Here is an 11,698-nt window from a genome sequence, read left to right on the forward strand (position 1 = left end):
ACCCCGCAAGGTGTGAAACACCGAGGAGGCTCCCGAACCGCCCGCGGAAAGGGAGTGAATTTCGCAAAAATCAACATTGAACGATAACAAAGCCTTCCAAAAAAGGAGGTGAGGATATGTTGAAACATGGAAGACCTTTTTCGGATAAGTATTTATGGTATATTTTGAACTGGTTATTATTTGGTCTTTTAGGGAGTATCTTTCTCTGGCAGTGGAACTGGGCTTACGGAGTAGTAAGTGTTATCCTTGCTTTCCTTTTGACTTTTGGAGTAGACTTTCTCTGTCGGTATTTTGTGAAAAATAAAGTGAGGGCAATGGTAAAAGAGGAACCCATCATCATCGTTGATGCTATCCGAATGCAGCAGGAAAAAAGAGGGTATCTTGTTCTAACAAAGAATTTTGTTTTATTTGTACCATTATTACGAAGAATTAAGACGGTAATCGAATCGGATCAAATCGTAAGACAAGATTCGGAACGGTTAGTGGTTGAAATTACTGCAAAGTTTCCGAACAAATATCGTGTATTTACTTTTGCTGTACTCTCTACTAAAAAACTCCTCCCTATTCTAAAAGATATGACGGGTGAATCTCTGCCTTATAAATATGACAGATTGGAAAAGCATTTATAAAAAAGTAAAATGGGAAGGAATCCATGTCTTATGTTGTACTATATACCTATTAAACTTTTCATGGCAAAATAAACGGCGAGCCATTCTCTAGGGAATGCTCGCCGTTTATTATTCCTCTATCGGATACGTCCAGAACCGTTCCTTCGTAAGCCGCTCTTTTACTTCTTCATCCCCATTTTCATAATGTTCTTTCATGGCCTCAATCATTCCCGCTGTTTGTGATTGATGTGCTTCAATCACCTTAAGTTTTTTGTCCGCAAATTCCTTTATGTCAATGATTATATCTGGCTCGCCAATAACAGCTTCACAGCCTTCAGAAAAAGCGACGGCATGAACAACAGGTTGTTCCTCTACTGGTAGCCGTTTTACTGCCTGAATTACCGCTGCTCCTGTAGCGTCATGGTCAGGGTGAACGGCATAACCTGGATAAAAGGTGATGATTAAGGAAGGTTTTATTTCAATGATAGTATTATATAATCTCTGAATAAGTAATTGCTGATCAGTAAATTCGATCATCTTATCCCGCATACCAAATGGACGTAAATCCTTAATACCTAAAAGCTTACAAGCTTCGAGGAGCTCCTTTTTTCGGATTTCCGGTAAAGTTTCCCTGTCGGCGAAAAGGGGTCTTCCCATGTTTCTGCCCATTTCCCCTAATGTAAGACAAATATATGTTACTGGAGTTCCTGCTGAAGTATAAGATAAGATGGTTCCAGCAACTCCGAATGCTTCATCATCTGGATGTGGAAAAACTACTAAAATATGACGCTCCATAACATTCACTTCCTTTTGAAGGGTTGGCCCGAGAGTAAAGAATGTATCTCGACTTTTATTTTGGGAAAGGTGTTTCACTTAGTTGGAAAGCAATAGCCAATTTTCCGTCCTTATCATGTCCTGCAAATAACACCTGGCCCTTTTTATTGATTTTCCAGTCCGTTAACCCTTCTGCATAAACATAACCTAATTCTGTCTCCATGCCAATGCGATAGGGTCCATGTCCTTTAATAGTCCCATTCAAGAAAGTAAGTTGAACATTTCTAATAAACGTTCCTGCCGATAAAAAGGATTGATTTCGATGGGAAGCATAGGCACCGTTTGTTGTTTCTAAATGGACGTATAATTGTTTTCCCTTTAAGTCTGAGAGTGTTTTTTGTGCCATTTGCGGATCAATTGGCTTCAATGTATATCCCTCCTGAAATCAAATAAAGTTATTCCATAGTCAAGCTTTTATTAAACATAGTCTACTAAATAAGAACATATTTGTCGTTCAATTTGCTTATGTGTTGTTAACTTTGGCTAATTCTTTTTTAAGTGTAAGAGCAACTTCTTTCATTCCATAAATCCCCGCAATAGCCTCTGCCTGTGGATTATAATTTGTATTCGTATTTACGTCGTATGTGAAAACCTGACCTGATTCATCCGTAATATTTTCTATTCCTGCAAAATAAATCCCTTCACAACGGAGAAATTCTTCATACTTTTCAATTAATGGACTAGAGAAATGATCTATAATTTCAAATTTGGGACGAATGGAAACGTTATTTTTCTCATTCCCATTACTGTCTGTGGGACAGAATTGTTCTCCAATAGTGCAAGCTTCAGCGGGACAAAGTTCAAACCCTTCCGATGTATCTACACGTACTGCATACATGAACTTCCCACCAACAAATTCACACCTTGTAATGGTTTGATTAGGTGACTGAATATATTCTTGAAGAAGCATTACTCCGTCAACAGACGGCTCTAGTTTATTGCCTTGAATCCAGGAATCTAATGTTTTACTGGAATCAAATTTATGAACACCCAATCCTTTTCCGGCCCGGTTATGTTTCGTAATAAAAGGGGAAGGAAAATTCTCCGCAGAAGAAAGGATGGCTTCATCGCCTACAGCTGCTGTTGTTTTTGGTGTTAAAATATCGTATCGTTTTAATGCTTCATATTGAGCAACTTTACTAAGTTCTAACTGTAATGCATTTCTTCCATTTAGTACCCTTCGACCATACCCCTCAAGCCAAGTTAACACAGCGTGGGTTAGTTCCGGTGCATAACGGTGGCCCCTTGAGTGAGAGGATGCACTCATTCGATTATAATATACTCCTGTTGGAGGAGATTCTTCCAATGGGACGATACCCTGGTGTAGATGCCAGTCTTCAAAAGGAACTTTTAAGTCACTTAATGCATCGAGTAATGGCTTCGTCCACTCATCATTCTCATGTAATATATATATTTTACTCATTTATGTAACCCCCAAAGAAATAATATAATAGCTACACTTCTGTTTAATTTTTATTGTATCATTTATACTCTTAACCCTGTAGTTTGTTGTTTGTATCACATGAAAGTATAATATAGTTAGTTGGATGGAATGGATTTTTAGCGATAATGGAGGAATATAGGGGACAAAAAAGTTCCCTTGAAACTAGAATGGTTTTTGCCTTTAAGCAGAAACATTCCATTCGGGAACAAGTTAGGTATTATTTCATCGGTCGGATGCTTTTTTTAATGCTTCTATGATACGGGAGTGATCAAACGGTTTAACGATGAAATCTAGTGCTCCATGTTGAATAGCTTCAACAATTTTTGCCTGTTGTCCCATGGCAGAACACATGATTACTTTTGCATTAGGGTCAGTTTTTTTTATCTCCTGAAGTGCTTCAATCCCATCCATCGTTGGCATGGTGATATCCATTGTAACAATGTCTGGATTCAATTCCTTATATAGATCTACGGCTTCTTGACCATTTGCAGCTTCCCCAACTACATCGTAACCAGCACTAGTTACAATACGTTTTAAAGTCATTCTCATAAAGGCTGCATCATCTGTAATTAATAGTTTCGTCAATATATTTGCCTCCTCTACAGTCCGTATGTCTTTACCAGTTTTTATCTTCCTTTAAATATAGTGCTAATGGTATAACGTGTCAATGATATCACATTACAAAATACCTATTAATCGTAGCTATTTATTTTATAGCTTTATATAAGTCATTAAATAATGTAAGGAGATGCGGAATGCATTTTGAAGAGTAATACTATTTTTTCAAAGGAGCGAAATGAACAAAGCGCCAGTTAAATGGCACCATACATAGTGAGGGTGGTTAACAGTGTTACCTAAGATAAAAACGGATTGGGAAGAATTATTAATGAAGGAACGGGAAAAACCGTATTTTCTCCAGTTACAACAGTTTTTGAAAGAAGAGTACGGCCAGACGGTTGTTTATCCGAACAGAGAAAATATCTTTCACGCACTAAATACAACTACATATGAATCTACAAAAGTGGTCATTCTTGGACAAGATCCTTATCATGGGAAGGGGCAAGCACATGGTTTAAGTTTTTCTGTTCAACCAGAAGTGAAAACTCCTCCTTCACTAAATAATATTTATAAAGAACTACAAGATGACTTAGGATTTCCCATCCCTAATCATGGCTATTTAATGAAATGGGCTAAAGAAGGGGTTCTATTATTAAATACCGTTTTAACGGTAAGGGGAGGGGATGCTTACTCCCACCAAAAGGCAGGGTGGGAACAGTTTACAGATCGAGTTATTTCTTTATTAAACAAGAAGAAAGAGCCAGTTGTTTTCATTCTTTGGGGAAAACACGCTCAAGGAAAAGCATTCCTTATTACTAATAAGCAGCATTTGATTATCCGTTCCCCACATCCAAGTCCATTGTCAGCTCACCGTGGATTCTTTGGTAGTCGTCCCTTTTCAAAGACAAATGCATTTTTACAAGAACAAGGCTTAGGAGAGGTAGATTGGGAAATACCCTTAAATAATGATTTAAAAAGATGATGCACAATAATTTACAAAAGAGGAGGATTCCAATGCAATTATCAATTCAATCGAAGGTAACATTAAATAATGGGGTAGAACTTCCATGGCTTGGATTGGGAGTATATAAAGCTGCCGATGGTGAAGAAGTGAAGGAAGCAATTAAAGTGGCCCTAGAGAAAGGATACAGAAGCATTGATACTGCTGCATTTTATGATAATGAAATAGGGGTAGGGGAGGCAATCCGCCAATCTTCCATTCCGAGGGAAGAAATTTTTGTGACGACAAAAGTATGGAACGATAAACAGGGGTATGAGGAAACTCTTAAAGCATTTGAAGAGAGCAGAGAGAAGTTAGGATTAGAAGTAATTGATCTTTATCTTGTCCATTGGCCTGTTTCCGGAAAATATATAGACACTTGGAAAGCGATGGAGAAAATTTATGAAGAGGGTAAAGTTCGGGCTATAGGGGTAAGTAATTTTAATATTCATCATTTAGAGGATTTGCTTAGTAATGCAAACGTGAAACCTACCGTAAATCAAGTGGAATTCCATCCCCTTTTGACACAGAATGAACTTCATAATTACTGTAAGGAAAATGATATTCAGTTACAAGCGTGGAGCCCATTAACACGGGGGCATATCCTAAATGACCCAAGACTAGTAGAGCTAGCTGAAAAACATGGTAAAACTCCGGCTCAAATCATTTTGCGTTGGGATCTTCAAAAAGAAGTGGTGACCATACCAAAGTCCGTGACTCCATCACGAATTGAATCTAACGGGGACATCTTTGATTTTGAACTGACGGAAGAAGATATAAAAATACTGGAAAGTTTTAATGAAAATAAACGATTTGGTCCTGACCCAGATACTTTTTAAGAAACATCCACTAGAGAGGAGCAAAGCCAAAAATGAAATTTAAGAATGTAGGTTTTATCGGGACAGGTGTCATGGGGAAGAGTATGGCTTCACACCTAATAAAAGGGGGATATGACGTTCAAGTGTATAACCGAACGAAGGGCAAAACAGACGAATTGCTACGTCAAGGAGCCCGTTGGTGTGAAACAGTTGCCGAGCTTGCTAAACGCTCGGATGTCATTATTACGATTGTAGGTTACCCTTATGATGTGGAAGAAGTTTATTTAGGAGAAAATGGAATATTAAGTAATGCAAAACCGGGATCATATGTAATTGATATGACAACGTCTACTCCCCAATTAGCTCAAAAAATTCATAGTACAGGTAAAGGGAGAGGTATTTTTACACTGGATGCACCTGTTTCTGGCGGGGATATTGGAGCAAGGGAAGCACGGCTTGCCATTATGGTAGGTGGAGATCAAAAAGCGTTTCAAACGGTAATGCCAATTTTTTCATTGTTGGGGGAAAATATTCAATATCAAGGTCCAGCAGGATCAGGACAGTATACAAAAATGGCCAATCAAATTGCTATTGCCAGTACGATGATGGGAGTGGCGGAATCACTGGCATATGCCAAAAAAGCGGGGTTAGACCAAAGGAAGGTACTTGAAAGTATTTCAACTGGAGCAGCGGGAAGTTTTTCTCTGTCTAAATTAGCGCCTAGAATGCTCGACGGGGATTTTGAACCTGGATTTTATATCAAACACTTTATCAAAGATATGAAGATTGCACTAGATTCAGCGGAAGAGATGGAACTAGAATTACCTGGTCTTTCATTAGCTAAACAGTTATATGAAGAATTAGCGATAGGTGGAGAAGAAAACTCTGGAACTCAGGCCATCTATAAATACTATGTAAGAGGTTAAGGTACTTTATTTAATAACATTCGATTATCAATCATAAAAATAAACGCTGGGGAGTGCCATCATGAACTGGCGTTTTTCCTATGATAAGAATACATAAGCAACATAAATTCTTTCATTTTTCCAAGTATTCATGATACATTGTAACTAATTACGGTTTATGAGGTAGAGGTGAACGGTTTGAAAAAAAAAGCATTGGTAGCAGGTGCAACTGGTCTTGTAGGGCAAGAATTAGTCAAAGAATTGTTGGACAGCAGAGTTTATGACGTGATAAAAGTGATCTCCAGACGGAAAACACCTTTTTCTGGTATCCAAGGTGTGGAGGAACACATTATTGATTTCGAGAAACTTGAAAAGTATGGGACACTAGTTGCAGATGTGGATGATGTGTTTGTCTGTTTAGGTACAACAATGAAAAAGGCTAAAAGCAGGAAAAAGTTTGTGAAAGTGGACTATGTCTATCCATTGAAATTAGCAAATTTAGCAAAGGAAATAGGTGTAAAGCAATTTTTGATTGTTACTGCTATCGGTTCAGATCGGGATGCGACCTTTTTTTACAGCCGTGTAAAGGGAAAACTGGAAGAAGAGTTGGTAACATTGGATTTTCCTTCGTTGCATATTTTTCGCCCGTCTCTTCTTGTTGGAAAGAGAAGAGATTTCCGTATTGGAGAAAAAACTGCTGAATGGGTTGGGAAACCATTTTCCTTTCTCCTTATTGGCCCTTATGAAAAATACAAGCCAATTAAAGGGAAATATGTGGCTATGTCCATGTGTGCCATTGCCCAAGAAAAGAGTAGTGGAGTACACATTTATGAATCGGACAAAATTAGACAGTTAGGTAAAGTTTTATTACAGGATAACTAAATTCTTAACAGGGGGCTAACATGACACAACAATATAAACAAGTTTGGGACTTAGATTCAATTTTTCCTGGGGGGAGTAATTCTCCAGAATTCAAACAATTTTTAGATGAGGTGGAAGTGGAGTTAACATCATTCTCCGCAAATCTTGATCAGCAAAAAGCAGGAAGTTCTACAGTTGAGCAATGGGCAAATTCGGTTGTACATACTCAGGAGATTGGAAAGAAAGTGCGGGAAGCAGGAGCTTTTGTTTCCTGTCTCGCTTCTCAAAATGTCAAAGATGAAGAAGCAAAGCTGTTGACTGGACGCATTAAACAATTATCTTCTTTGTTTTCTGCCATCATGACGACGATTGACGAGCAACTCCTAACCTTTAACGGAGAAGAGTGGGAGCGATTTATTCAATTGGACGAGATGAAAGAAATACTTTTCAACTTAAATGAGCGTCGTGATCAGGCCAAGGAAAAACTTAGTGGAGACAAAGAGAAACTAATCCAAGCATTATCCATTGATGGATACCATGCGTGGGGTGATTTCTACAATACCATTGTTGGCAGAATGACCGTGGAAATGGAGGAAAACGGAGAGACAAAAACATATTCTGTAGGTCAGGCCGCCAATAAAATGAACGACAAAAATAGAGATGTTCGAAAACATGCGTTCCAGGAATATGAAAAAGCATGGGCAAAGGAGTCGGACCTTTTTGCCAATACCCTTAACCACCTTGCAGGATTCCGCCTGAAAACATATGAAGCACGAGGTTGGGAAGATGTCCTGAAGGAACCTTTACAATTTAACAGGATGAAGAAAAAAACACTGGATGTTATGTGGGACACGATCACGAAAAACAAAAGTGATTTTGTGAAATATATGGAACGGAAGGCGCAATTATTGGATTTGAAACAATTAGATATGGTAGATATAGGGGCGCCCATATCTGATAAAGTGGAAGAAGTAAGTTATGATCAGGCAGCAGAAATGATAACCGAACAATTCCGGGCATTCAGTCCCAAGATGGCTGATTTTGCCCAAATGGCCTTTGAGAAAAGCTGGATTGAAGCGGAAAGCCGTCCTGGTAAGCGACCTGGAGGATTCTGTACGAGCTTCCCAATGAGTGAAGAGTCACGCATATTCATGACGTATGATGGATCTGCATCAAATGTTGCTACATTAGCTCATGAACTTGGTCACGCATATCACCAACATGTGATGAACGATCTCCCGCAAATGGCACAGCGTTACGCCATGAATGTGGCAGAGACAGCATCCACATTTGCGGAAATGGTAGTGGCAGATGCTACAGTTAAAAATGCGAAGACGGAAGAGGCAAAAATTCAATTGTTAGACGATAAACTAAATCGCAGTGTCGCCTTTTTCATGAATATACATGCCAGATTCCTGTTTGAATCAAGGTTTTACGAGGAAAGAAAAAAAGGTTTAGTAAGTGTTCAGCGTTTGAATGAATTGATGTTGGAGGCACAAAGGGAAGCATACTGTGATTCTTTAGGGGAGTATTCCCCCCATTTCTGGGCTTCGAAACTTCATTTTCATATCACCTATGTTCCCTTTTATAATTTCCCTTATACGTTCGGCTATTTGTTCAGTATGGGAATTTATGCACAAGCAGCAGAGGGTGGAAATGATTTTGAAGAACGATACATTTCCCTATTGAGAGATACTGGGCGTATGGAAGTGGAAGACTTGGCAAAAAAACACTTAGATGTGGACTTAACACAGCCTGAGTTCTGGCAAAAGGCGATCGATCTAATAAAAGAGGATCTTAATACATTTATGGAACTTACCGAAAAAAAATAATGACGAGGAAAAGAAAGACATTTACTGAAGAAATGGGAGTGATCTAGTGAACATCCCCGCTAATATTTTGATTGAACAAATGGAAGAGGAAATGAAGAAGCTAAAGGCAAACATTTTAAATGAGGAGACATCACCTACTTCCTACCATGACCAAGTGATAGCAATTAAGTCATTTTGTGATATACTGCTTGCTTCGGAAAGAACATCGTCTGCTCCAAAAGCCCCTGTTGTTAAACATGCTACGGTTGCCGATGTGAAAACTAATAAATCAGGCGCCAAAGGGGATCGTTTATCCATATATGATCCGGATGAAGAACCGAAAAGTAACAGCCTATTAGATTTCTAAAATTTTGTAAGATAAGGCTAAGCACCTTAGTCACGGGTGAAACTCACAGGTAGTTGCATGGCTGAAGTGATACGATTCCGTGTTGCCATCAAAGTAAACGATCGCAGCAGAAAGATTTAAATGTTAAACTATTCTATTTCTCAAGAAAACCCAACCCATGAAAATTATAGGGTTGGGTTTTTCCATTCCACGATAACACCGTAATTTAATGATTCGTCATCTTCTAAATAATCCGGCATAATTTGTAGAGGCTGAAGGCCTTGTCGGATCATAAAGGATAAGACTAAATCGTGTAACTTTCCAGTTTTTACATTGTCTACATATTCTTCAACAGTAAGCTCATCTTTCCATTTATGATAATCAGGAATTCGGCATCCGGCAATATATCGTTTTAATCCTAATTCCATAACAAGTTTTTTTCTAGCTTGATATAAGGCGCCGGCAATACCACGTCCACGAAATTTTGGACGGACACAAACATCGATGCCATAGAGGGTATCTCCTTTAGGGTCGTGACTTCCTATAATAAATCCATTGTCAGCTACTTCCTCCCAAGTATGGGAGGATCCATCAAATGTAATCAGAAGGGAAGTTGCAGAACCGGCTGGTTCCCCGTTCCATTCAGCAAGCATTGCTCCCTTTGGAAATGTATTTACATGTGCTTGAATTTGTTCTTTACTCCACCAAAGTTCCTCTGGAAAGGGAGGAGGAAATGCCTCTTTCTGAATGGTTAGAAGTTTTTCAAAATCCTTTATTTCATACTGACGAATATGTATCGTATCCTTCAACTGCTCCCACCACTTTCAATACGTTTTATTGTTTTGATTATAGAGGAAAAGATTTTTTTAGTGCAAATAATATACATGCTTTTTAATTGTACAGGAAAAAATAAAGGAAAAGGAGGGCTGATTAATGTATTACAATAATACATCAACAGGAATGCCTGGAATTGTTCCAGTTTTTTTACTCCCAGGTGTATCAGAAGGCGATGGCAGAGATGTGAAGTTAAATGAAGATTCTTATGACCTTTATGTGAATGATGATTATATTGGGAAACACTCCTTTCTAGTTCAAAAAGAGGATGCATCTGCTATTACTGATTTCTTAAATCTACAAGGTTTTAGTCATGTGAATATTGAAGTAACTGGGGATCATATTGTGGTACACCCTACGGATGAGGAAGAATCTGATCGCATGGAAAAAGCATTAAAAGTATTTTTGAAGAATCGTTAAGGGAAAGCAGGGAGACATGTATTTTGGAATTTTTAAGTTGATATGATATCCTTTGTTCAAAACTATTCCTGAACAAAGGAGACTTTAGATGAAATTATTTTTAATGTTAGGCAGTATATCATCGTTTTTGTTTGTGGTGCTGGGGGCATTTGGAGCACATGCCTTAAAACCGAAGTTAGAAGCGGGAGGGTATCTGGCAACTTACGAAACGGCAGTACAGTATCATATGATTCACTCCCTTGCAATCATTGCCGTTGCCATTTTAACTCAGCATTTAAACGCCACTGGATTATTACATGGTGCAGGTTGGGCATTTTTGGTGGGAATTATCATTTTTTCCGGTAGTTTATATGTATTAAGTGTTACCGGTATTTCTATCTTAGGTGCAATTACTCCCATAGGGGGCCTCGCTTTTTTGGTTGGATGGGGACTGTTGTTTTTGGCTGCATGGAATCAACTGTAAAAGGAATGAGCATAAAAAGGAAACCTCCGGATCCATAATCTGGAGGTTTCTCTCATTCATTATATAGTGTTTTTCTTTATAGTATCTCTGCTGACAGTAATATTCATTAACGTGGGGGATAAGTATCAATTTCCGCGTCTTCGCCACCGAAGGTCACATCATACTTCAATTCTTCATCAAACGTCACATAATCTAAATTAACCATAAGTAATAAATAACGCTTTCCGGTTTGTGGATCACTAATAATAATGTGATCCCGACCAGCCGCTTCAATTACCCCTTTAAATACTTTGGCATTCCAGCGCTCATTGTACTCAAAAGTCATATAGAATGTTCCCACTTTTCCCCTGTTTAATCGGAGAATGTTCTCAATATAAGACTGTTCTAACGGGAGTTGACCAGGTGGTTGCTGGAGTTGGGCTTGCTGTGCCATTTGGTATTGCTGATAATACCCTGGAGGTGCCGGGACTTGTTGACCTGGTAAAAAACTTCCCCCCTGTGTCCCATAACCTGCTCCAGAAAATCCATAACCTGGGTAACCTTGCTGTGGATACATAGTTGTTTCACTCCTTTTAATTAGTGATAGAAGATAAGATAGAATTCCTTATACACACAAGTAAAGTTGTCTTGTGCAAGCGCCGTAAAGCTGAGGAAAAGACTCAGTTACTTTCGCCCGTGACCATAGGCGCTTGCGCTTTTCTTTGTCTAGCTCCAGCGCCTACTCGCATGGGAACTGAAAAAGTGGTGTTTTTCCACTTTTACAGTCCCTAAGCAATGAGCGTAGCCGTCGCAATCT

General features: G+C 38.8%; 15 protein-coding genes. 9 read left to right on the forward strand and 6 right to left on the reverse strand.

The window, feature by feature from the left end; translation table 11 throughout:
* Nucleotides 1-116 precede the first annotated feature (116 nt).
* A complete protein-coding gene (locus tag KS419_RS03775) occupies nt 117-629 on the forward strand; it encodes a hypothetical protein (RefSeq protein ID WP_217064752.1) in 513 nt (170 codons plus the stop codon).
* A gap of 108 nt (nt 630-737) precedes the next feature.
* Here KS419_RS03775 and bshB2 read toward each other — a convergent pair whose 3' ends face one another.
* The 4 genes from bshB2 to KS419_RS03795 all read right to left on the reverse strand — a co-directional run bounded on the left by bshB2 (nt 738) and on the right by KS419_RS03795 (nt 3,474).
* Nucleotides 738-1,403: a bacillithiol biosynthesis deacetylase BshB2 gene (gene bshB2 / locus KS419_RS03780; RefSeq protein ID WP_217064753.1), complete on the reverse strand. Its 666-nt coding sequence runs from the start codon at nt 1,401-1,403 to the stop codon at nt 738-740.
* Between the two features lie 55 nt (nt 1,404-1,458).
* A complete protein-coding gene (locus KS419_RS03785) occupies nt 1,459-1,809 on the reverse strand; it encodes a YojF family protein (RefSeq protein WP_217064754.1) in 351 nt (116 codons plus the stop codon).
* A 96-nt stretch (nt 1,810-1,905) separates the two neighbouring features.
* Complete coding sequence (locus KS419_RS03790) at nt 1,906-2,865, reverse strand: ATP-grasp domain-containing protein (protein WP_217064755.1); 960 nt, start codon at nt 2,863-2,865, stop codon at nt 1,906-1,908.
* A 243-nt stretch (nt 2,866-3,108) separates the two neighbouring features.
* On the reverse strand, nt 3,109-3,474 hold the full coding sequence (locus KS419_RS03795; protein WP_217064765.1) for a response regulator: 366 nt from the start codon (nt 3,472-3,474) through the stop codon (nt 3,109-3,111).
* 259 nt (nt 3,475-3,733) lie between these two features.
* Here KS419_RS03795 and KS419_RS03800 point away from each other — a divergent pair, with 259 nt between their 5' ends.
* From KS419_RS03800 to KS419_RS03825, 6 genes are all read left to right on the forward strand, one after another.
* Nucleotides 3,734-4,426: a uracil-DNA glycosylase gene (locus KS419_RS03800; RefSeq protein ID WP_217064756.1), complete on the forward strand. Its 693-nt coding sequence runs from the start codon at nt 3,734-3,736 to the stop codon at nt 4,424-4,426.
* A gap of 32 nt (nt 4,427-4,458) precedes the next feature.
* Nucleotides 4,459-5,283 (forward strand): aldo/keto reductase, encoded by an 825-nt coding sequence (locus tag KS419_RS03805; RefSeq protein WP_217064757.1) that lies wholly within the window; start codon nt 4,459-4,461, stop codon nt 5,281-5,283.
* A gap of 32 nt (nt 5,284-5,315) precedes the next feature.
* A complete protein-coding gene (locus KS419_RS03810) occupies nt 5,316-6,188 on the forward strand; it encodes an NAD(P)-dependent oxidoreductase (RefSeq protein ID WP_217064758.1) in 873 nt (290 codons plus the stop codon).
* 168 nt (nt 6,189-6,356) lie between these two features.
* Nucleotides 6,357-7,049, forward strand: coding sequence for an NAD(P)H-binding protein (locus tag KS419_RS03815; protein ID WP_380086659.1), 693 nt, complete (start codon nt 6,357-6,359; stop codon nt 7,047-7,049).
* Between the two features lie 20 nt (nt 7,050-7,069).
* A complete protein-coding gene (locus tag KS419_RS03820) occupies nt 7,070-8,860 on the forward strand; it encodes a M3 family oligoendopeptidase (protein ID WP_217064760.1) in 1,791 nt (596 codons plus the stop codon).
* Between the two features lie 46 nt (nt 8,861-8,906).
* Nucleotides 8,907-9,206 carry a DUF5327 family protein gene (locus tag KS419_RS03825; RefSeq protein WP_217064761.1) on the forward strand — a complete coding sequence of 100 codons (300 nt, stop codon included), beginning with the start codon at nt 8,907-8,909 and terminating at the stop codon, nt 9,204-9,206.
* Nucleotides 9,207-9,370: 164 nt separating this feature from the next.
* Here the strand turns inward: KS419_RS03825 and KS419_RS03830 are convergent, their stop codons facing one another.
* Entirely contained in the window at nt 9,371-9,994 is a 624-nt protein-coding gene (locus tag KS419_RS03830; RefSeq protein WP_217064762.1) for a GNAT family N-acetyltransferase, read from the reverse strand.
* A gap of 124 nt (nt 9,995-10,118) precedes the next feature.
* Between KS419_RS03830 and KS419_RS03835 the strand changes: the two genes are divergently transcribed.
* Together KS419_RS03835 and KS419_RS03840 are read left to right on the forward strand one after the other, a co-directional pair.
* Entirely contained in the window at nt 10,119-10,439 is a 321-nt protein-coding gene (locus KS419_RS03835) for a hypothetical protein (protein WP_217064763.1), read from the forward strand.
* A gap of 88 nt (nt 10,440-10,527) precedes the next feature.
* The gene (locus tag KS419_RS03840) at nt 10,528-10,902 is read left to right on the forward strand and encodes a DUF423 domain-containing protein (RefSeq protein ID WP_217064764.1); all 375 of its coding nucleotides are present in this window, start codon (nt 10,528-10,530) and stop codon (nt 10,900-10,902) included.
* Nucleotides 10,903-11,008: 106 nt separating this feature from the next.
* On the opposite strand, the gene gerQ is transcribed toward KS419_RS03840, so the two are convergent.
* The gene (gene gerQ, locus KS419_RS03845; RefSeq protein ID WP_246593642.1) at nt 11,009-11,458 is read right to left on the reverse strand and encodes a spore coat protein GerQ; all 450 of its coding nucleotides are present in this window, start codon (nt 11,456-11,458) and stop codon (nt 11,009-11,011) included.
* Nucleotides 11,459-11,698: the final 240 nt, after the last annotated feature.

This window comes from Evansella tamaricis (assembly GCF_019042215.1).
Taxonomy (GTDB): Bacteria; Bacillota; Bacilli; order Bacillales; family Salisediminibacteriaceae; genus Evansella; species Evansella tamaricis.